We start from the raw sequence: 25,894 nt of genomic DNA, 5'->3' as shown, positions 1-25,894 counted from the left end.
ATATGAACATTCAGGTCAATCTAGATATGACCTGAATTTTTCGTTGAAAATCAACACAGGGTCAAAGATATTTATGTACTTCACAGAAGATAACTTAACACAACCACAAATATTAGATATCAATAAACCTGAACTTTTAAGCTTAAAATCTGGATGGGAAATAACTAATTTTAGTAATTCAGTTAATCCTAATATTCTGCTTCCTTACTTCTATCCGATTAATGCTGACCTAATTAATTTTACAAGTCTAGATACAAGCCCTATAAAGGGTATGTTTCCAGTATCTTTTGATGATGAAAATTTAAATATAGAAAATATCAAAAAAGGTCACATCGATTCATTAACAGGTCAAACCATAAGTGGTTCATTAGTATTACCGGAAGAATTAATTTTTATCGATTCAAATATTGATGATTATCAGAGTTTAATCGGGGGACTAGGTTCTAATGCAGAAGTTATTATCATCAATTCAGAACAAGATGGAATCCATCAAATCACTCAAGCCTTGACACAACGCCAAGCAATATCTGCTGTGCATATAGTCTCTCATGGTGGCATGGGGAGCTTACAGCTTGGTGGTTCAGTTTTGCATCTCGGAACACTCAGCAACTACAGCAGTGATTTTCAGCAATGGGCTAACTTCTTGACACCAGATGCAGATATCTTACTGTATGGTTGTCATGTAGCTGTTGGTGAGCAGGGATTGGCTTTCATCCAAACATTAAGTACCTTAACAGACGCGGATGTTGCAGCTTCTAATAACTTGACTGGGAATGCGTCTGTTGGCGGTGACTGGGATCTGGAAGTGAAGACTGGGACAATTGAAGCTAAAACAATTTTCCCGAATAGCGCGATCGCTAACTACAATGGGGTTTTGTTCACTAAAATTTCAGGCGCATTTAATGGAACCAAAAAATTTACCGATGATGTTTTCTTGGATGGGAATGTTATTCTTAGCAACAATGTTGTTTTTGACCTAGATTCCCATGACTTCACATTAAGTGGTAGTGATTTAAAAATTCAGGGTGATAGTACAGGCGATCGCGACAGTCTGACCATCAAAGGGGCAAAAACTGTTAACATCGCGGCGGGACTGATTGGTGGTGGCGGATTTAAAAATCTGACAATTGAAGCTGAGACTATTAACATTATTGATTTTGCCACGATTTCAACCCGTGACATTGATAGCAGCGATTTTCTTAATGGTATTTCAGTTGGGGAATCTGGTTTTATTAAGCTGAATGCACCAACAATCAAAGTAAGTAATAATGCTAAACTCTTAGCCCATGTAGAAGAAGGTAGTAAACTTAAAGCTGGTGATATTGAACTGACGGCTAACGATACAGGTATACCGATTGGCACTTTTACTATATTTGATTTCAAAAGTAGAGATGTAGATATCTCTCTGGATGGGGCGACTGTCAAAGGCGCAAATATTGTCCTCAAAGCAGAGAGTAAAGATCAAAATCCCTTTGCTAGAGCGCCTGAACAAGTGCAGTTGATGTTGATCGACCCATTTGTGAAGTCATCAACTTATCTACTGCAAAACTTGCTTCTGCCAGCATCAGTTAATGTACGGAGTAGTACATCTAAAATTACATTACAAGACGTAAATATTATTGCCAGTAACAAAGTTGATGTTATTTCAACTTCGACAGTTGATAGTAGCATTCAGGCAATCAGCTTAGTCAATAAATTCAATCCGTTCTCTCGCTTTGCAGTAGCATATGGTCAAGCCACAGGGAAAGCCGAGGCTCTGGTTAAGGGTAATACTAATATCCAGGCAGGAACCAATGTCAAAATTGAATCGAATACCACCACGACTGCCAGAGTTGATGCGCGGGTCTATGGCAACATATTACAAAGGTTTGGATTAGCTGCAAATGCCAATGAGTTTGGTCTTTCCGTCTCTATTGCCAACACGAAAACTGAATCAAAAGCAGAAGTAGAGGAAGGATCTACAATTACGGCTGTTGGCAATGTGAATGTCAATGCAAAAGGCACAGTCAATAGTCAGTCTAGGGCTTTAGCAGCGATATATCTGAGTGGATTAGCAGGAACAGGTATAGGGCTAAACTTTGATGACACTGATATTGATGCCAATGTCAATGGTAGAATCACAGCCGGCGGTTCTTCAGTAGGAGTAGATATTGATATATCTAAAATCGATTCCACTAATGACACAATTTTTCTGCCAGATACGAGACAGATTGACCTAGGTTTTACTAGCTTCGATCTTCCAATTGATAATCCTGTAAATGGAGAACAAGTTGTTTACAGCAACGGCGGAGAAACCAATAAAGTTAAAAACACCAGTATTGGCGGATTGGAAGATGGAAAAACTTACACAGTCTTGTGGTTAGATGACAACACCATTAAATTGACTAATGGATCGAGTATTGACATTGATAATTCAACCGTCAATCAGGGGGCAGAACATGGATTCAACTTACGCACTGGATTCCAATTTGACCCAGAGACTGTCGTAAATTTAGACAATGATACCATCACTATTAACAATCACGGTTTAACCAATGGTCAGTTAGTTGCCTATTACGGAGATCCCCAAGGGGAAGAAATTGATATCCTGACCACACAAGGCTATTATTTTGTGATTGTAGAGGATGCCAATACTATCAAATTGGCATATACCCCAGAAGATGCAGCAAATGGAGTAGGACTGGACCTAGGAAGTAAGGGAGAAGGTTCCAATCACTTATTAACTTTTATTCAAGAACGCAGAAATGAAATCAGTTTTGACCCTGAGACAGCAGTAAATTTAGATGATGATACTGTCACCATTGCCAATCATCAATTCAAAACTGGTCAGCCAGTTATCTATACCAGAGATCCTCAAGGTCAAGAAATTGATGCTCTATTAAATCTTGGTGATTATTTTGTAATTGTAGAGGATGCCAATACGATTAAATTGGCATCTACCCAGAGCAACGCCTTACAAGGAGTAGCACTAGATTTAGGAACTAAGGGTGCTGGCTCCAATCACATCTTAACTAGCCTGGAGAGTCTGATCAGTTTTGACCCCTCAGATAGTAAAGTCGTCAATAATCAAAACAACACCATTAAAATCCCTAACCACGGATTTCAAACAGGGGATACAGTTGTCTACAGAACAGACCAAAGCATTGTTACCCAACAAACAATCCCAATTAATTTGTCGTTTGACCCCAACACAAGTGTAGATTTAACAAACGACACAATTACCATTGTCGGACATGGGTTAACAACAGGTGATGAACTGACATACCAAATTAACTACTTGGGCAACCCTGGGACTGCAATTGATGGACTAGAAGCCAACCAAAAGTATTATGCAATCATAGTTGATGACGACACGATTAAACTAGCAGCATCAGCAACCAATGCCACCGATGGGATTGCCATTAATTTAGAAACTGGGGCAGCAGGGATTCTACATAACCTGAGATCATTTGCCACAGTCACAGTTGGCGATGAAGCAATTGCTGGCTTACAAGATGGTGATGATTACTATGTTGTCGTTATCGATGAAAATACTATCCAACTAACAGAATCGGAAATAGAGGCATTTCTAGCTCAACCGATTGATATTGATGCGAGTGTGGCGACGGGTACAGGACACAAGTTACTGCGTCCCGAAGAAAATACAGGGATTGGAGTTAATGCCAACTTAACAGCTCAAAACATAACTACTTCCAGAGGCGTATCTGGCTCCTACCCCAAGATTCGTGATTTCTTAGGCGCTCCTTTAGCTTTTGCCACTGTATCACCCCAACTCCTACAACCAGGAACAAGTAAGGAAATGCTCAGGGGTGATACAGGCAGTCCCTTTGGACAGATGACTGGCCAAAACCAATTTTCTGCGGCAGTAGGCTTCGGCTTAAACCTGCTTGAGCATGATGTGATTGCTAAAGTGGGTGCTGATGCAGTTCTCAAGTCTGATACTGATGTCGTTATTAACGCCTCAATTATACAAAGAGCCCAAACACTTGTAGATACAGAAAGTGGAAAGGGTTCTACCCCTGGTGTTGGTACACCCCCAGTAGGAGGACAACAAGGAAGAGGTGTCTCAATTGCTGCTTCTACCGCCATTAGCTTGTACAACAATAGAGTAGAAGCAATTATTGACAATAGATTGGATGTTCTTGGCAACCCTATTAGAGTCGCAAAAATCGATGCTCGACGCAACATTAAGGTAACATCCAACCTCATTTATCCATTTTTACTGGACTTCCAGCAAGAATTCGATTTTACAAACAACCCCTTAGATGCCACAGGAAATTTAGGCGTTCTCTTGAAGGCATTTGCTCTCGATGGCAGACTGGGATTAACAAATCGCATCTTTAATACTTTTGTCACCAGTAAGAATCGGGGTAGGAAAGACCCAGTTACTAAAAAAATAGACGGTAATTTCGCTTTTGCACTCTCATTTGCATTCACACAATTTAACAACAGTTCAAAAGCGATTATTCGCTCTGGTACTCAAATCAACCAGAATTCTGATTATCAAACTCCCACCCAGTCAGTTAGTGTCAATGCCAAGACAGATATTATCACCTTGGATGCAGGTGGGATCGTTCACATAGACTTAGCAGCAGATGTCATTGCTAGAGCCGTGCTTAGAAAATCTGCTGATGAAGCAATTACTATTTTCGGCAACCGTGCCAAAAATGGTGTTGGTGGCACGGCAATTATCCAGAACATGGAAAATGAGACCATCGCCAAAATTGAAAGTGGGGCAGTAATTCATACAGGTTCCCTTGGTGATGGCTTAGAGGTAAAAGCCAAAGAAAAAATTATTTCTTTGACACTAGGACAAGCAGGTGGTGAAGCGGAAACCTTTGGCTTTACTGGGACTGGTGTCGGTTTAATTCAAGATAGTGAAACCATTGCTCAGATAGAAAGCGGTGTCAAGATTACTGGCGGGCCATTGTCAGTGATTGCTGAATCCGAAGCAACACGTATCAATATTGCTGGGTCCGTGCAACTAACTGAGAGTATAGGTATTGGGGCTAGTTTTGCCTTCAATGATATCACTCGTAAGACCAAAGCCATTATTGGTAAGGAACAAACGGATGAAGACAAAACACCAGGTGATGAAGGTACATTAATTGATGTAACTGGCAACATCAATGTCAAAGCTACAACCAGTGGAAATATCTGGGGATTTTCCTTGGCGGGTTCTATTGCGGTTAAACTACCCACAGACGTAGATAATCCCAACCCCTTCGGTATAAGTGTCTCTGGTAGTAGCTCAATTAACGATATTGATGAAACTACTCAAGCTTACATCAATGACGTTGGTAGCATTACCGCTAACAATGGTGATGTTAAGCTAGAAAGTATAAATGATACGCTTTTTGTCGCTGCATCTGGTGGTGCTACTCTCGCCTTCGGACAAGCTGTTTCATTTGGACTATTTGGTGCTTTCAGCATCAACGATATTGATCACACCACGCAATCTTTTATTAATGGTGCTACCGTCAAAGCAAGGCAAGTCACGACTAAGGCAGAAAAACAAGCTATAGTCAGTGCCGTTGCCGTTGGTTTGAGTGGTGCTTTTGCCAGAGAAGGACAACCAGGGGTAGGGGTACAGGTGAGTATTCCTGGTTCATACTCTCGGAATGTCTTACGCAATCAAACAGAGGCTTTCTTAACAGATGCCATAATTGATGCAAACAGTGACTTGATCGTTACTGCTAATGATAGTTCTGATATTTATGCCATTGCCGGTTTTGCTGGTTTTGGTACAGCATCAATTAGTGTCACCGTTGGTTACTCAGCTGCTACCAACGAAAATGAAGATAACAAGATTCGTGCTTATATAGAGAATTCAAGCATTACTACCAGGGGTATAGTTGATCTCTCTGCAACTTCCAACTCAAAACTCTTTGCCCTGACAGTGGGCGGTGCAGTAGTGGGAAGTACCCCAGCTGGTACCGCCAATAGCCCGATCAGTGTGAATATTGCAGGTGCTGGTGCTGGTTCAGAAAATACTATTAGTGGAATTACTGAAGTATTCATCAAGGCAAGTAATATCACAGTTTTTGAGAATAACCCAGATAACGCATTAGTAACTCTCAAAGCTGAAGATGACTCGGAAATTATAGCAGCTGCTGGTGATGTGGCCTTGACCATCGCTCCGGTAGCTGTACCCAGTGCTGCGGTTTCTGTAGGCACTTCAGCAGCAATCAATGATATTAGCAATGATATTTATAGCTATATTGATCATTCAACCATCTCTACATTAGGTAATGTTGAACTAAATGCTACCTCCAATGCCGAAATTTTAGCTGTTACTCTCAGTGGAACAGCATCTAGTGTTCTTTCTGGAAGTACAAAATCACTAGCGTTGGCAGGGGCGGGATCAGGCTCTGAGAACATCATCAAAAATGAAATTGAGACGGCTATTAAGAATAGTTCCAATATCAGTAGTAATAATGTCAAAATCAACGCTAAAGATAATTCCTCTATTGAAGCTGATGCTGGTGGATTTAGTTTGGCTTTGTCTAGAGCTATCGGTGGTGCTACCTTTTCACCCTCTGTAGGAGCTTCGGCATCCGTCAATGATATAGACAACAACATCAAGAGCTATGTAGATAACTCGATAATTAATTCTTTGGGAGCTATCACCATCACGGCTGTCTCTACCGCAGATATCAAAGCTCTCAGCATAGGTGGTTCAATTGCCGGGGTTAGTGGCGATAGTTTGTCCGTGGCTTTTGCCGGTGCTGGGGCTGGATCTGGTAATACGATTAAGAATACAATTGCAGCCACTATTGAGAATAGTTCCAATGTCAGTAGCATAGACACTGTCACCTTAGAAGCCAAGGATAAATCGAAGATTAAAGCTGATGCAGGTGGTGTGTCCATTGGGGTAGCTTTAAGTGGATTCCAAGGAAGTAATAGAGTTCCAATTAGCCTTGGTGCCGCCATTTCCACCAATGATATTAAGAATAGTATTCAAGCATACATTGATAAGTCCACAATCAATTCCTCAGCAGGGGGCGTGAGTATTACTGCTAAATCAGAAGAAGCTGATGGAGGCAATAATATTGAAGCCTTATCAATTGCCGGAGCTATTTCGGTCGCTAATCAGTTCGTTAGTGATTTACAACCTGGTAGCCTAGGTGGTGCTACACTGACTCTGTCAGGAGCCGGGGCTAGTTCTTATAACATCATCAAAAACACCATAAAAGCAACCATTCGTAACACTGCTGATGTAGATGCCAAAGAAGATATTACCGTTACAGCTACAGATACATCCAAGATTTCAGCTGATGCAGGTGGACTAGGAATCTCATACTCAAGGGCGTTAAGAGGTTCTCCCGTCGGTATATCTGCGGCGATAGGGGCATCAAACGCTTTCAATGACATAGATAACAAGATTCAAGCCTTAATTGAAAACACAGATACTCACGTTAATTCTGCCACTGGAGGAATTAGCGTGTCTGCTACTTCTACTGCCACTATTGAGAACCTAGTCCTAGGAGGGTCTATTGCTGTAAACGCTCCTAATACAACAACTGGTGGAGCTTTAGCCGGAGGAGGTGGGATTGCAAATAACGAAATTAATAACACCATAGAAGCGGCTATTAAAGATAATGCTGTGGTTACAGGCAAAGATACAATATCTATCTCTGCTATAGACACCTCCACAATAACCTCCTTTGCAGGTGGTGGAGCTTTAAGCTCTACTATTAGTAATCGTAATGTAGCGATCGCTATTGGTGTAGCATTAGCGAAAAACACAATTGACAATCAGGTTTCTGCCTATATTGATCAAGCTAAAGTCTCTTCAACCAGTAACAATATAGAGATTACCGCCGACTCCGATGCTACCATTGAGGCCATCAGTATAGCCGTATCTATTGCGATCGCAGCTACTAGTCAGCAGACTCCCACATCATTTGCTCTAAGTGGTGGCGGTGCAGATGCTAAGAACTATATTCTCAGTGATACCAACGCCTACATTAAAGACAGCACCATTGATAATGTCACCGATTTAAACTTAAAGGCAGAGAATACATCAAACATTGTAGCAGCAGTAGTGAGTATAGTAGGAAGCACCAATTTTGCTATTGGAGCCTCAGTCGCTAACAACTTCATTGGTTACAAAGAGGATGGCACAAAATCAGAAACATCAGTTAACGACATCAGAGCCTACATCGAAAATTCTAGTATCACCGCCCGTGGCAACATCACACAAACAGCCACATTTGGGGAGAAGGATCTAGATACCATTACTGCTATTGTGGCAACAGGGACAGGGGCAGTGGGAGGAACCGGATTATTATCAGCATTGCCAAAAACAGTATTGCTTATATCCGTATATCAGGCACAACTGAGAACAGACCAAAGCCAAACAAGATCAACCCAATATACCGGCCCAAATACTGCCATTACTGGCACTCTTGCAATTGCTTTAGCGGAGAACAAAGTCGCAACTCAGGTACAAGCGTTTATAAATCAGGGTAGTAGCACAGGAATTTCTGCTAACAACCTCATTCTTACAGCGAATGACATCACAAAAATTAAAGCCGACGTTGGTGCAGTCACTGTTGCTGTCTCGTTAGCGACCGAAAACAATGTAGCCGGAGCCTTTGGAGCCAGTGTAGCTCGCAATACCATCAGTAATACAGTTCAGGCTTACATACAAAGTGCAGATAACACAGCTACAGCAACAACTGGCGGACTGACATTAGAAGCTATATCTAATGCCACCATTGATGCGGCAGCTGTAGGAGTATCTGGAACTGGTGCAATTGGCGATAAGGTCTCAGCAGCCTTGAATGGTGCAGGTGCAGAAGCTACAAATGATATTAAAAACACCGTTCAAGCTTACATTGATAGCAGCACCATAGTTGCCAATGCTGGATTAACCGCCATTAAAGCTCAAGATACTTCTAAAATTACTGCTGATGCTGGTGGTGCCACATATGGTTTTTCTGGCAGCAACAATAACTCAATATCCATTGTTATTGGAGTATCACTAGCCAGAAACACTATTGAAAATCAAGTTTCCGCCTACATTAACAAAGCCACAGTTTCTTCTCCCAAAAATAATATAGAGATTACCGCAGACTCAGATGCTACCATTACCGCCAGAAGTGTATCTGTATCTGTTGCGGTCTCCTTCGGTCAGAATCTCTCTCTTGGTCTGAGTGGTGGTGGAGCAGAAGCCACCAATGTCATCCTCACCGATACCGATGCCTACATTAAAGACGGTAGCATTAGCGACGTTGCTGATTTAACCCTGAAAGCAAAAAATACATCCAAAATTACAGCCACAGCAGTGGCTATATCAGGAAGTACGAATGCAGGCAGTTTACAAAGTGGAGCAATTTCAGTTGGGGTATCAGTCGCAGTTAATGAAATTAAAAATAATGAAGTATTAGCGTATATTGATAGCTCAGAAGTAGATGCCCAAGGGGATGCGGCACTCACTGCTACTGCTGATGCTGATATCCAAGCTTACACTATCGGTGGCACAGTGTCTGCCTCTGCAGGTACTGGAACTCCTGCTAAACCTGGTTTGGCAGGAGCATTGGCAGGAGCAGGAGCAGGTTCTGGCAACACTATTGAAAACACCATTGAAGCAGCAATTAAGAATAGTTCCAATGTCAGTGGCAATAGTGTCACACTCATAGCAAAAGATGAATCTCAGATTATTGCTGGAGCAGGTGATATTGTCTTGGCTTTTGCAGGGGAAAATACCAATAATATCAGTGGAGCAATTTCAGTTGGAGTATCAGCCGCAGTCAATGAAATCAAAAATGAAATATTAGCTTATATTGATAAATCAATAGTAGATGCTCAAGGGAATGTGGCGCTCAGTGCTACTGCCACTGCTGACATCCGAGCGTACACAATTGGTGGCACAGTCTCTGGTACTTCGGGTACTGGAAGCGGTAGTGGTCTTTCAGGAGCATTAGCGGGAGCAGGAGCAGGTTCTGGCAACACTATTGAAAACACCATTGAAGCAGCAATTAGACAGAGTTCTAATGTGAGTGGTAACGTTGTTAAGCTCACTGCCACAGATGAGTCTGATGTTATTGCTGTTGCTGGTTCTGTGGCTTTTGCATTTGTGGGAGCTAGCAACAGTAGTGCAGTGTCAGTAGGAGTATCTGTAGCAGTTAATGAGATTAGCAATGAAGTATTAGCGTATGTTGATAACTCAACCATCTCTGCACAAGGAAATGTAGAGCTAACTGCTGAATCCACTGCCATAATTGGGTCTTACACAGTCGGTGGCACAGCATCTGTAGGTGTTCCAAGTAATACTTCAGCCCCATTTGCCGGAACCGGAGCCGGCTCTGGTAACACCATTGACAATAAAATTGAGGCAGTAATTAAAAATACTACTGTCAATGGTAATGCCGTCATCCTCTCTGCTGAAGATAAGTCTGAAATTACAGCAGGTGCTGGTACTGTTGTTGGTGCATTCACAGTGGGAGGAAGAAATAGTTTAGCAGTTTCAGTCGGAGCATCCGCAGCAGTCAATAAGATTAGCAATCAAGTTACAGCTTATGTTGATAGCTCCAGCATTACTGCAAAAGGAAATTTAGAACTGAATGCTATCTCTAAGTCCAAAATCCTTGCTGTCACTGTAGGTGCAGCAGGATCGGCTAGTATAACTCAGAACTCAGGTGCATTTGCCGGAGCAGGTGCTGGCTCTGGTAACACTATCAGCAATAAAATTGAGGCGGCAATCAAAAATAGTGCTGAGGTGAATGCTCAGGATGTCACACTACTTGCTAAAGATGACGCTGAGATCACCGCAGGTGCCGGTGCTATTGCCTTTGCCATCGTCGTGGGTAACAAAGCGGGTGTATTATCCGTAGGAGTTTCAGTTGTTGAAAATGAAATTAGCAACACAGTCCGAGCCTATATTGATAATTCTATTGTTTTAACCACTGGCGCAGTCAATGTAACAGCAGACTCTACTACAGAAATCGCTGCTTATGCCGAGACAGGTGCTTTATCTGTAGGAGCATTGGCTGGTGCTTTAACGGCTACGAGTTCTACAAACAAGACCAAAAACACTATCGAGGCATTTATTACTAATGGTAGTACAGTCAAAACCAGTAACAGTGGAAATGTTAATCTGAAAGCAAATGATGATGCTACCATTATAGCCAATTCTACTGGTGGAAATCTGGCGTTTTCTTTCAGTATTGGGCCTGCAATTACCATTGGGATAGTCAAGGCTGATAATGATGTTAGCAACACCGTTAGGTCTTATATTGCTAGAGCAACAATTGTCACAGCAGATGGCAGTGTGAATCTGCTATCAGAATCTAAATCGAATATTGATGCAAACTCTACAGCCACTTTACTAACAGGAGGAATCAGCCAATACGGTGCATCTATATCAGGTGGAGGGGCAGTTGCAAAAAATTATATAGCTAAGACAGTTGAAGCATTTGTCAATAATTTGAGTACAGTTAATACGACCAATGGTGGAGTGAAACTAGGAGCAATAGATCACTCTAAAGTAAAATCAGAAGTCGGAATTGGTAGTTTATCAGGTGGAATGATTGGAGGTTCTCTTGGCCTTTCCATTGCTGATAATACTATTGAAAATCAAGTCCGGGCTTACATTGACCGTGCAACAGTGACAGCAGACGGTGATATTGATATCAATACAACATCTAAATCTGACAGTCAGGCATTAGCAGTGGCCACTTCCGTTGGATTGGGTGGCGGGACTGTTGCTGAGGCTGGGGCTTTTGCTAATGCTCAAGAATATTCCAATGTTCAAAGTTACGTTGGTAGTGATTCAAGACTCAATGCCTTAAATATCGACGTAACAGCAACACGAAATATTGAAAATAATTTTGCTAAAACATCTGGCGCAATTGGGAACCTGGGAGGTATCAATTTTGCCATTGGCATCAGCTTGGCCACTGTTGATGTTGCTGGTAGTGTAGATGCTTACATTAGCGGTGCTTCAGTCACAGCAAAAGAGAATCTAAATATTAATGCTACGCTCCTTACACCTGTAGCTAAACCAAATCCAGGTATTCTGAGTGGAGTAGAAGGTGTGTTTGCCAAATCAGAAGCGATCGCAGGGGGTTTGGGAGTTGCTGGTGGCTCTGGCACAGGTACAACAGCAAAAGTCACAGTTGATCCCACAATTCGAGCCTATATCAGCAATAATGCTGAGATAAAAGCTGATAAGGATATATCACTCACCGCAGATTCGCAGATAGATGCGGCTACAGATGTTGTTGGGATTAATGTGAATGCCAACCTGGGTGGGTTATCGGTGGGGGTAACTTTAGCAGATACCAAAATTAATCCAGATGTTTATACTTCCATCAATAAAAACGCTGATGTCAGAGCAGGTGGAAATCTTACACTGCAATCAAAACACAACTTTGATCAAACAGAGCCATTCTTTTATAGAAATGCGTTAGCTAACGCCACAGCACCAATAACCTTGGGTACACTTGGGGCAGGAACAGGTGCAGATGCAAAAGCCACATCTAGTGCAGATGTCCAAACCTCAGTTGAGAGTGGAGCAACAATTCATGCTGGTGGAAACATTAGTATAGTATCCCGTGCTTATAACGATGCTATATCTGATGCCAATGGGTTAACAATCGGTGGTGTTGCTGGGGTAGGAACAAGTGTTGCTGATGCGGCAGCTAGGGGTAAAACAACAACCAGTATGAATGGTGCAATCACAGGTGCCAGCAATATTCTCATCTTGACAGATGCCAGGAACTTTGCTGATGCCTCTGGTGTTGCCTCTGGTGGTGGGATTCTGTTTGGTAGAGGAACTGTAGTTAACAGCGATGTTGATGCAGATACTTCTGCATCTGTAGGGGATAACGCCAAGGTTGATGGAGTTAGAGGCAACATCACCATTGAGTCCCGTTCTACAACAGATGCCAAGGCAAAAGGAACTGGCAAGTCAGGGGGTTTCATCGGAGTGGGTGTTGTAGAGACAGAAGCAGACATCACCAACACTAACAAAGCTGCGGTTGGAGAGAAGGTTGAAATTTCCAGTAGCAAAAACTTCCAACTCCTATCACAATCCCAAAACAAGGCTGTTACCGAATCTATTGGTGGTAGTGGTGGATTTATAGATGTGTCTGAGGCTGAAACTACGGTTAACATTAATGACCAGACTACCACTGACATAGGAAATCAAAGCACTATCACTGCCTTAGAATCCCTTAAGGTAGATGCCGAGTCAAAAACCTACGTAGATGCTTATGCCGATGTCAATAATGGAGGAGCGGGAACAGGGGGAATTACAGATACAGATGTCACTATCCGCAAATCAACAATCACAACAGTCGGTAGTGCCACTCTAAAAGCAGATGAGATTGAATTGCTGGCTCGCGTCAGAGAAATCGATATTAATAGAGCGAAAGCTGAGTCAAGAAGTGGTGCAGCATTTTCTGTGTTGAGAGCTGATGCTAATGTCAACACCGAATCAGATGTGAAAGTTGAAATTAAACAAAAAGCTGATATTGAAGGAAGAGAGCGAGTTGACATCAAAGCACTACAAGAAAAACTAGAAATAATCTCCGAAGGCAGAACAAGACTTAATGCGGTTACTGGAGAAGCGAGTCCTTCAGCTAAAACTATTCTCAAGACAGACACGCGTGTAAATGCACAAACAGATTCGGAAATTACAACCAGAGAATTGCACGTGGAAGCCAATGCACCGCAATCTATCAAATTTGATTACAAAACTGAGAGAGCAGGAAACACAATAACAACAACTGGGGGTAGCAAAAAGTCAGGTGAATTGGATTTAATCAGAAAGATTGACTTCAACTCCACGGTGATCATGCTCGGTTCAGCCAATCCGATTTTAGAGATTGATGCTGATGGTAACGTGGTGAAGCAGGTTAACGTTAATTTTCAACAAACACAGACAGAGATTAATGTTGCCGATATCAGAAACACAGATGCCTTATGGGGAAAGATCACCTTCTTAATTAATGATCAGGTCAATTATACAGAACGTGATAACCTGAAAACTACCCTAGAAGCAGCAATCGTCGGCACCCCAAAATTTGAATTTATCACTGGGTTTGGCAGCGTTGACATCACCAATAGATCCGCCAAGAATCTCAGAATAAATGCCATTGATGTACTTAATCCATCTACAGAGTTCAGTTCAACGGTAATTGTCAACGTCAAAAACAGAGCAGGATTTAGTCCTAAATTTGAGCAAAGCCCCGGCAAGACACAAATCAATATTGAAAATACCAGTAACGCAGATATTCGCCTCAATGGAGTAATTAGCAACCCCTACGGCAGCACAAAAATTATCAACCAAGGCGGAAACATCCTCTCTACCAGAGCCAGCGCCGAAATCGCCACCACAACCCTAACTCTCTTAGCCAATAACGGCAGCATAGGCAGCAATAGCAACCGTATCCGCACCAAGTCTAGTTTACTCAGAGCGATCGCCCGCAACGACATCTTCATCAACGAATTTGCCGACGACTTACTCATTGACGAAATCATTTCTACCCTAGGTAATGTAGATCTGACAGTCAACGGTTCAATACTAGACGGCAACGACACCACCGCAGCCGACATCAGCGCCAAAAAAATTAACCTCAACGCCCTCAAAGGTAGCATTGGTAGTAATACCAACCCCTTAGAAATTAATGCCACAGACACTAATGGTTTGACAGCCACAGCCGCAGCAGACATCATCATCACTGATATCGACGGTAGCTTGAGCATCAATAAAGTTTTATCCTTGCAAGGCAATATCAAATTGATGCTGCCAGATTTATTGAACCCAGGACAAGACTTAGTTTTAGGTGCTAGTTCTAGTATCCGAGCCGATGAAGGTGCAATTAGCCTATTAGTTGGAGACAACGTACACCTAGGAACAGGAAGTGCGATCGCCTACGGCGGACGGAACGTCATCGCAGCCGCAACGTCAGTCACCATCAATGGTGATTGGGGTAACGCAGACATCGGTGTGGGTACAACTATAGAACTGAATGGAAAAATCAAAGCTAATACCGTACTCATTCAAGGCGAAACAGACGGTGACACCATTAGCCTAACCAACGTCGAAGATGGAGTGATAACCACTATAGAAACAGGCGATGGCGATAACAAAATCCACATCGGTAGCCAAGCCACCCCAACATCAAACACTGGTGGACTCCTAGATACAATTCGGGGACGAGTGATTATACGTGGCGGTGCCAACACAGACAGACTAGAACTAGACGATACAGGAGACACCAAAACTAATATCGGCACACTCACCAACAATCAAGTTACAGGCTTGGGCATGGCTCTGGGTATTGAATATGCCAACATCGAAAATCTTAATATCACCCTAGGGGCAGGTAGTGATGAATTCGCTATTCACAGCACCCAAAATGGCACATTGACATTGGTTGATACAGGTGCAGGTAATGACATCATCAATATTGGTAACAATACCAACCAAATCAACGAAATTGCTGGACTACTGGAGATTAGAGGGGGGACTGGTACTGATACCCTCAATATCAACGATCAAGGTGATATTACTAATAACGCAGGTATCCTAGATACCAATCGCTTAATCGGGTTGGGAATGGGTGCAACAGACCAAACAGTAATCAACCAAGAACGCGGCATTATCTATGGCAGTCTGGAGCGGTTAAACATCTCCCTTGGCTCTGGTAATGATCAGTTTATCGTCAATGCAATTAATACTGAGACAATCATCAATACTGGAGCAGGTAATGACAATCTCACAGTAGAAGATGAACTTCCACGGATTGCAGCTAGGCTCATGGTAGAAGGGGGATTAGGTGAAGATATCCTATCTGTTAACTCCAAAATTGCCAGTGATTTGACCCTTGATACTAACATCATCACTGCTCCAGATGTATCTGGTTTGATTGAGTTCGAGGAAATTGCTTCCCTCATCGTTACCCAAAGTGATAGTAATGACGAGTTCACCATCCTCAACACCACAACAGCACTCACATTAAACAGCAGTGGAGGTAGTGACTTAGTAACAGTAGAAAATGCTTCTGCACCAGTAAAAATCAACATTGGTGATGGAGATGATCAAGTTACCATCCAGAATACCAATGCAAACATCACTATTAATGGTGATGGTAGCGGCTTCGATAAAGTAACTGTAGATCGCTCCAGTCAAACGGCGGCAATTATTGGTGGGCTGCTACGGGATGGTACACAAGCAAACACAGGTATAGTTGAGAACTTAACCACAGGTGATATTGTCTTGAGTACCATTGAGCAATTAGAACTCAAGTTGGGCAAAGGTAACGATGACTTCACCATCAACACGACTCTACCCAACACAGTAGTCACAGTTAAAGGTGATGACGGTGATGACTCCATTACTGTCCGCAGCATCGGTAGTCCCGAAACTAATATCTCCGGTGAACTCGGTGAAGATACAGTCACTGTGATTATCGATGGTATACCCACAGACAAGCAGTTCACGAATCTCAACCTAGATATAGAAACCTTGGTTGTAGACAATAGCACTAACACCAGTCAGCCTGTAGACTGGACACTCAGGAATGGGGCAGTGCTGGAAGCGAAGATTGTCCCCGACACCACAACAATTTCCGTGATTAATACCGAAGGTGCGGAACTGACTCGGATTTTGGGAGGAACTCAGGCTGATACCTTAAATGTAGTGACTGAGACTACTAACAATATTGAAGGATTCATTGATGGCGATCGCGTCGAGTTACGCTCTGGCTTGAGTGTACTAGAGCCTGTGGGCTTTGACACTTTCACCAATTATGATGTTGTCATCAACTTTGACAAACCACTCACTGCACCTAATAAATTTGAGCAAGCAGGATTCCAATTGGTAAGCAATGGAACAGTTGTAATTGACAATAGTATCAGTCCAGCAGCTAAGGCTGGCTCTAGTAACGATACCTTTACTTTCACCTCAGCCACAGGTGCAGGTTTTGCACTTTACTCTTTATCTCTAGCTGCAACCACACCAGGAACCCAGAATCTAACCTTCACTGGCACCACTATGAATGGTGGCACAGTCACACACGCAGTTACCGTGGAAGGTAATACTGGTTTTCAAACCTTCAACTTCCCCACCAGTTTTGGGGCGCTGAAATCTCTTTCTTGGCAGCCAGGTACAACCTTAGTAGACAATATTGTTGCTAAAGAGTGGTTCCCCAATACAACTGCAATTACTCTTGAATCTGTGCCTGTACTCTACCTCGCTGGCAATATCGTATTTGATACAGATAGACTTCAAATTCGAGTTAATAACAGCGTAATCAGCAATAATTCACTTTTCACATCAGTAATTAATGGCAACATAGCCCAGTTCCGCTTTGCGGGTGACATCAACTTTGCCAACAACAGTAGAGTCACAGGTGTAGGTAGTCGTGGACTCTCTCTACTCGCTGGCAATGATGTCAATGTTGGCACCAATGCCACATTCGACTTCTCTGGTAGTGGAATTAACCCAGGTATCGGCGGTGGTAGAGGTGGACAATTTGGTTTTGGTGGCGATGCTTATCTAGAGCGCACTCCTGGTGGAGACGGTGGAAGTGGCGGAGATGGTGGAAGTCGCGGAGGTGAGGGTTCCGGTGGCAGTAGAGGAAAAAATGGAGCTACAGGCGGATCTGGTCAGATCGGTAAAGATGGTGGTAATGGCTATTCTGGTGAAAATGGACTGGGAGGAATTAATAACTTAAATGGTGGTGGTGCTGGTGGTGCTGGTGGTGCTGGTGGTGCTGGTGGAAAACAAACAATCGCAATCCCAGTCTTAACCCCGACTGGTATTATTTTTAGACAAACTTCGATTGGTGCCTTCGGTGGTGCTGGTGGTGATGGTGGGTCTGGCGGTGGATTTGCTAGTAATGGTGCAGGTGGTAAAGGTGGTAGCGATGGTCAAGATGGCAGAGATGGTGGTACAGGTGCTACAGGTGGTAACGGATCTGCTGGCTTTAACAATATCAACGGTCAATTAATTTCAGGTGGCGGTGGCGGTGGTGCTGGCGGCGGCGGTGGTGCTGGCGGTAACGGTGGTGGTGGTGGTGGCGGCGGCGGCGGCGGCGGCGGTGGTGGTAGTGGCGGCACTGTGTTTACTCGTGGCAGGACTGGTGGTGATGGCACAGATGGTGTTAAGGGCAGCCCCGGCGGTATTGCTAAAGAAGGTGGCTTTGGTGGTCCTGGCGGCGGCGGCGGTGGTGCCTTCGAGATCCTCGCTAATGGAAGAGTCAACTTTATCAATACGGCTAATTTGTTATCGAAAGGAGGCGATGGTACTCCAGGCTCTGAACCCACGTTTGTTAGTGGTTTAGAAGGCTTCTTTAAAGGTGAACAGGGATATAAATTTGAATACAGTGGAAGAGACGGATCAAGCGGCTCTCCCTCCAGTGGTGGCGGCGGCGGAGGCGGCGGTGCTGGTGGAGATGGTGGAGATGGTGGCCGTGGCGGTACTGGTGCTGGTGGTGCTGGTGGTACAGTCAAACTCTACGGCACGACAGTAAATGCTGCTAGTACAACAGTGAATACTTCAGGCGGTAGCGGTGCTACAACCGGCGGTGACGGTAGACTGATCATAGGCAGCAATACCTATGCAGGTAGCCTACCAGGAACAAGAACAGGAGCGACCACATCATTCTTACCCGGACAGCGTGCAGGAAACCCGTATCTAAATTCCTTCTACTTCAACTTCCAGACAATTACACCATACATAGCCGGAGTAGCAGAAGGAGCAAACATCTACGGCATACTCTCAGGATTAGACGGCAGATTACTAGACTACAACCTCAGTACACCCGAAATTGACAAACCACCTGTAGATGCCCTAGTAGCAGTCTACAGATTAGACTTAGGACCAACAGGCTTCAACCAAGACTACGGCAACTATAGCGGCGGCAGCAAAACAGCCGACTTCGATATGCTGTTGTTTATCAACCTTACAGACACAGTATTAACGAACCCAACACTGGGAATCTTACCCACAAATTTCACCTCAACCATTTCCCAAAACTTACTCAATGGCAGCAAAACATTAACTGCACTCAACCCTGGAGCAGTCTGGGCAACACTCATACCCAGCAATGTACTAATTCGTAATTCCCGCAACGGTCAGGTAACAACCAGCAATGCAGTGAAAGTCAACGCTACGATTAGTGGGCCAATCACATCCATCAACAAAACCCTGATTGATGGAGAAGTAGCCTACATCCGAGCCACACTTCCAGACTTAAACGTGACACCAAATATCACAGGACTACAATCAATTGCACTCAGTCCAGACAGCAAACAAATATACGGAGTCAACCCCACACAAAACGCTCTAGTGGTAATAAATTCTAACGGACTCACCCAACGTCAACTATTCAAAGACGGTTTAGAAGATATGGATGGGTTAGCAGGAGCCAGCGACCTGGTAATGAGCAGCGACGGCAAACATATCTATGTTGCTAGCCCAGGAGATCAGAAAATATCAATATTCCAAAGAGATTTAGTAACTGGTAATCTCGGTTTCATTGAAACTATAGGATACAGCAAACAAGTATTTGAATCAGTAGCCATCAACAATGATAACAGTCGCATTTATGCTGCTGGTAATGATGGCATAGCAGTTGCCTCTCGTGACAGCAATACAGGCAAATTAACACCAATTCAGATTGCACTCAACCCAGACGGCATCAGTGGCTTCACCAACCTAGCACTCAGCCAAGACGGTTCACTATTATATGCAGTCAGCAGCAGCAGTGACACCCTAGTAGTGTTCAATACCAGCGACTTGAGTGTTATCCAGAAAATCACAGGAGCAGCCCAAGGACTAGACGGAGCCAAAGGACTAGCAATCAGCCCAGACAACCGCTACGTCTACATTACAGGACAAAACGGCAACACCCTCTCCGTCTTCCAACGCGACGGCAGCAGCCCCACCCTTACCCATGTGCAAACCCTGCAAAACGGAGTCAACGGCATCCGAGGATTACTCGGAGCCAGCGATGTCAGCGTCACACCAGACGGAAAATACATCCTTGTCAGTGGCACAGACAGCAACGCCGTAGCCGTTTTCTACCAAAACACCAGCAACAACAAACTACAATTCGTACAACTATTACGCCACAACGTCGGCGGAGCCATCGGATTACAAACACCCACAACCATAGTCACCAGTGGCAGCCAGACCTACATCAGCAGCCTAGGCACCACAGGCAACAGTGGCGGACTAGCCATCTTTGATACCAACACCCTCCTCCCCGAACCAGTCACCCTACGCACCACCTTCGACAACATCGAAGCTTTGGGAGTCAGCACAGCCAGTGGCGAAGACATCATCACCCTGCGCCAAGCCCCGTCTCCCATAGTAGCCAAAACTTCAATCAACACCGGAGATGGAGATGATATAGTCACATTGCAAGACCTCAGCCCCACAACCATAGTCAACCTAGGGGCAGGCAACGACACCACCCAACTCCGCACCACCACCCCCAAAGCGCACCTCACACTCCGGGGAGAAAGTGGCGACGACACGATCAACATCGAACGCGTCGGCGAATTTAGCCGCACTGAAGTCTTTGGCGGTGATGAACGTGATACCGTCCGTGTCTCAGGTGGCAACCTCCCCGGAACAGCCACCACCATCGCCCACGGAGACGACCCCAACAATGTCCCCCAAACCCAAGGCGACACCCTGATCTTCGACCCCCAAAACCCCGACCCCAAAACCCCCAACTACACACCAGTACCCCCCACCCCAAGGGCAGGAAAAGTTAACGTCATCGACAAAGGCATACTCGAATACGACACCTTCGAGGGAGATGTAATCGTCATTGATGCCCCCATTATCAACTTCATCAATGAACCTTACCAAATCGCCGAAGGTGAATCTCTTACCCTGCAAGTCAACGTTACACCCCTAGGACTAGAGAACAAACTATCTGAACCAGTCACTTGGGACATCGACGGCGATGGTCGCTTCGGAGAACTCAGTGACGACACCATCACACTCAGTTGGCAGCAACTGGTAGACCTCGGATTAGGCGACGACGGCACATATCAAATAGCAGTCCAAGCCATCAACACTGACGGCTTCACCAGCAACGCCTTGACTAACCTCACCATCATCAACACACCACCCACCATCCAAGTCAGTGGTGCCAATGAAGTAGCAGTAGGCACACCCTATACAATTAACTTCTCTGCTACCGACCCTGGTAATGACCGCGTGTTTGAATGGCGCATTGATTGGGGCGATGGCACACCTATCGAAATCTTTGGTAGTAACACCACTTCAGCTACTCATATCTACACAAATCCAGGCAAAGCCCAAATCCTAGTCGGTGCAGTTGATGAAGATTCCGCACCCAATGCCACCTTTGCCGCGCTGAAGACAGTCAGCGTTATAGTTTCAGCCAATCAAGTTAATGCTGGTGGCCCCTATACCATTGCGGAAGGTGAGGCACTCACACTCAATGCCATAGCCGTCGGCACACCCACAGCCTATAGTTGGGATATTAACGGAGATGGTATTTTCGGGGATGCCACAGATGAAAATCCCACCCTGTCATGGACACAGTTACAACAACTAGCTGCCAATCCCATCCAGAATAACGGTACTTACAATGTCCGTGTGCGAGTCAACTACGGCACCGACCAACAAGCCACATCGAACGCCGTCAATCTCCGGGTGATGAACACAGCCCCCACAGCCAACTTAGTTAATAGTGGTGCAGTCAATGAAGGTAGTACCACCACCGTCTCCTTCATCGACCAATTTGATCCATCCCTCAGTGATACAACGGTTGGTTTCCTCTACAGCTACGACTTTAACAATGATGGTCAGTTTGAGATTATCAACAGCAGTTCTAGTTCTGTGGTAGTTCCTGCCCAATTCCTCAGTGATAACGGGATTAGCACTATCCGGGGTGTAATTCAGGATCAAGATGGCGGTGCCACGGAATTGTTTACTGATATCACTGTATTGGAAGTCGCCCCCACATTAATCGTTAGTGGTGCAGATACAGCAATAGAGGGAGCATCATACACCCTGAATTTAAGTGCCACTGACCCTGGAAATGACACAGTTAGTCAATGGGTTGTCGATTGGAATGATGGCACAGTCGAAACTTTTGCTGGGGCTACTCAGTCTCTGACTCACCGATTTACAGACAATGGTACACGGGTGATTGTGGTGACAGCCATTGATGAGGATGGCACTTACACGGCAACCAAGACTGTGACGGTGAGCAATACCGCACCACAACTGCAAAACTTGTCAGCGACAACCGCCGTTGAAGGTGGTATCAGTCGCTTGACTGGCAGAATTGTTGACCCTGGAACTCAAGATAGTTTCACTCTTTTAGTGGATTGGGGTGATGGCTCATCCGAGACATTCAATTTGGCGGCTGGTACCACTAATTTTGATCTGTCCCATCAGTATGAAGATAATCGAGATTATATGATTACTGTCACGGTGACAGACAAAGATGGTGATAGTGATACTGCCACGACTACCGCCAGGATTAGTAATGCGGCTCCCACCATTACTGGACTGATACTATCAAATACGACAGTGGCAGAAGATGAATTAGTCGTAGTTTCTGGCATCATTGCTGATACTGGAGTGGTGGATACACACACTGTGGTGATTGATTGGGGTGATGGCAACGCCTCTGTGGCAACGGTGGATGCCAGCACTCGGACTTTCGCGGCCAGTTATCGCTACGCTGATGACAACCCTACTGGTACACCTGTTGATGATTACATGATTACGGCGACGGTGACGGATAAAGATGGTGATAGTGGCAGTGCCAGTACGGCGGTGAATATAACTAATGTTGCTCCGGTAATTACGGCATTCCAACTCAATGAGACAACACTGAATCGGAACAGAGTGGTATCTATGAATGGTGAGTTCATTGATGTGGGCGTATTAGATACTCATACTGTGACTGTTGATTGGGGTAATGGTATCACTTCTAATGCAGTATTAGATGCCGCTACACGGACATTTACTGCTACTTATGAGTACAAAGTCATCAGTGGTGATGGTAGCCGTAATGCTTTGGTTGGTACTGATGGTAATGACCGCATTTTTGGCGGTGTTGGGGTGAAAACTCTCACGGGAGGTAGGGGAAGTAATGAGTTTATTTATACCGACATAAGAGAATTGGGTCATCGGATTACGGATTTTAAAGTTGGTCATGACAAAATCAACTTGAGTCAGTTACTTGATAACTTAGTACCTGGTGGTTATCAGGGTACCGATGCTATTGCTGATGGTTATGTGCGCTTAGTACAAGGTTCTACTACTAATAGCACTATTCTTCAAATTGACCGTGATGGTCAGTCTGGTTCGGCAGTTTTCAGAACATTCTTAATTATTGATAATGTTGGTGTGGAGCATATGAATGATCCCAATAATTTCATCTATAACGATGTGGGTCATTACACTGTGACTGTCACTGTTTCTGACGATGATGGTGGTGAAGATACTACCACCACTACTGTTAGTAAACTTATTTAGTGTTTTTTGTTTGCTGTTGGTGTTTTCAATACCCAACTCATTATTCGCGTAATCCATCTTGATGACAATAACTCTACTACGACAGCCTTACCTCTTCATACTCTTTTTTTGGCAACGGTATTGGCAAGTATACAGCATTTGGGGGATGGAGATTGTCGGAGGTATGTTTACACTGCCTATTAGAGGTTGTTTGCAAAGTTATTCGCAGTGTTTTTAAGCACATATTGATCCCCCCTAGCCCTTGAAAAGGGGGAAATAGATTCAAAGTCACCCTTTTTAAGGGGAACCACTGCGTTGGAGAGGCAACTGTCGTCGGGTTTCCCGACTCCCTCAGTGGCGTGGATTTAGGGGGATCTAAAATGTTTTGCTACTCACAAAAGGACTTTTAAAACATCCTTCTAACAACAGATAATAAGCTGATCTGCGTAATGCTATAAATTCTTCTCTAGCAAAGACGTTTTTTTGATTTTAAGTTTCCAATTTAGAGTGCAAGCACTTTGCTGGTATTGACTCCTAAATTTTGGCTAATACATAAAAATCCAGCTTTGCATATTTGCGAGATGATTTAAATGGTTTTGGAGAGTGGGCATCTGACACGCCCGAAAACACAAGAAGCAAAATGCCCAACCGATAAGAATCACCCCGTGATTCAGCAACACCAAAAACCCAGTTAAATGCTGATTAGCTTAGTCCAACTGCTACTAAAATAGCGGGATAAAAGTTATATGCTGTTATCTAAGCTAAAAAGACTACTTCTGAATTCAGTTTTTGCAATTACTGCGTCTGTCAGATTGCGTCGGCTATTTGCAATCTTGATGATCCTAACAATTCTATGGTGGGGAATAGTGCCAGAAGTCGCCAGAACCCAGACTCAGACAGCATTTACTCCCCAAAAGCTACTGCAAACAAACAAAACTCAAACCCCAGCAACCTCAAGTTCAATACAACCTTATTTAGATGAGGCTGTTAAGCGAGTCACAGAGTTTCGTCTCGATAATGGACTCAAATTTATTGTTTTGGAACGGCATCAAGCACCAGTAGTTTCCTTTGTCACTTATGCGGATGTGGGTGCTGTAGATGAACCAGATGGAAAAACTGGTATGGCTCATGTTCTTGAGCATTTGGCATTTAAAGGGACGACACGCATTGGGACAAAGGACTATAAAGCAGAAAAACCCCTATTAGACCGCTTGGAACAGTTAGACGCTCAAATTCAAGCAGCAAAAGCCGATGGTAAAAAAGATGAGGTTACTCGGTTGCAAGCCGAGTTTGAGCAAGTAAAGTTGCAAGCAGCCAAACTGATTAAGCAAAATGAGTTCGGGCAAATTGTCAGACAAGCAGGAGGCCAGAATTTAAATGCTATGACTTCTAGAGATGCCACCCTTTATTTTTACAGCTTTCCTGCTAATAAGTTGGAACTGTGGATGTCGCTAGAGTCAGAGCGGTTTCTAGAACCAGAATTTCGGCGGGAGTTTTATCAAGAAAAAGATGTCGTTTTAGAAGAGCGACTTCAGTACCAAAATTTGCCTAGTGCAGTGATGTGGGAGAAGTTTTTCGAGACTGCTTTCAAAGTTCATCCCTACAGACGGCCAATAGCTGGTTATGAAGAAGATCTCCGCAACTTAACACCAAAAGATGTCCAGCAGTTTTTTGAGACACACTATGTAGCTAGCAATTTAACCATCGCCATTGTCGGAGATGTCAACCCGGCTGAGGTAAAAAAACTGGCACAAAATTACTTTGGACGCTATAAGTCCAAACAAAAAACAGTTTCCCCAATTCCGACGGAACCACCACAGACACAAATGCGGGAAGTGACCTTGCATTTACCATCTCAACCATTGTACTTGGAAGGTTATCACCGTCCGGCGCTGAATCATCCAGATGATGCTGTTTATGACATCATTGGTGATTTATTATGCTGTGGGCGTACGTCGCGATTGTATAAGTCTTTGGTAGAACAGCAGCAGTTGGCATCAGATTTAGCTGGTGCTAGTAGTACGCCAGGCAACAAATACCCGAATTTGATAGTTTTATCAGCCGCTACGACTTCCGGTCACACAGTCGATGAGTTGGCAGCAGTTCTGCACAAGGAAATAGACAAATTAAAAACTGAGCCTGTTGCAGTGACTGAGTTACAACGTGTGAAACACCAAGTAAGAGCGAATTTATTAGCTAGCCTCAAATCCAATATGGCGATGGCTGAGCAATTGTCGGCATATGAGGTAAAAACTGGCTCTTGGCAGAATTTGTTTAAGTATTTAGATGAAATTGCAGTAGTAACTCCTGCTGATATTGAGCGAGTGGCAAAGACAACTTTTACGCCCGAAAATCGCACAGTTGGTAAGCTGTTGTCGCCAGAGGGGTGAGACGAGCAGAGGTTTGCCGCAGGTTAAT

The 25,894-nt window shown here is 44.1% G+C and carries 2 protein-coding genes; both read left to right on the top strand.

Annotated features, from left to right (window positions below; all coding sequences use genetic code 11):
* Positions 1-73 precede the first annotated feature (73 nt).
* Positions 74-23,497 carry a DUF4347 domain-containing protein gene (locus NOS7524_RS06505; protein WP_015137683.1) on the top strand — a complete coding sequence of 7,808 codons (23,424 nt, stop codon included), beginning with the start codon at positions 74-76 and terminating at the stop codon, positions 23,495-23,497.
* Positions 23,498-24,312: 815 nt separating this feature from the next.
* Positions 24,313-25,866 (top strand): M16 family metallopeptidase, encoded by a 1,554-nt coding sequence (locus tag NOS7524_RS06500; protein WP_235622406.1) that lies wholly within the window; start codon positions 24,313-24,315, stop codon positions 25,864-25,866.
* The last annotated feature ends 28 nt before the right edge of the window (positions 25,867-25,894 follow it).

Source organism: Nostoc sp. PCC 7524, assembly GCF_000316645.1.
Classification (GTDB): Bacteria; Cyanobacteriota; Cyanobacteriia; order Cyanobacteriales; family Nostocaceae; genus Trichormus.
The sequence above is the reverse complement of the archived record's forward strand: the minus strand, read 5'-3'. Positions and strand labels throughout refer to the sequence as shown.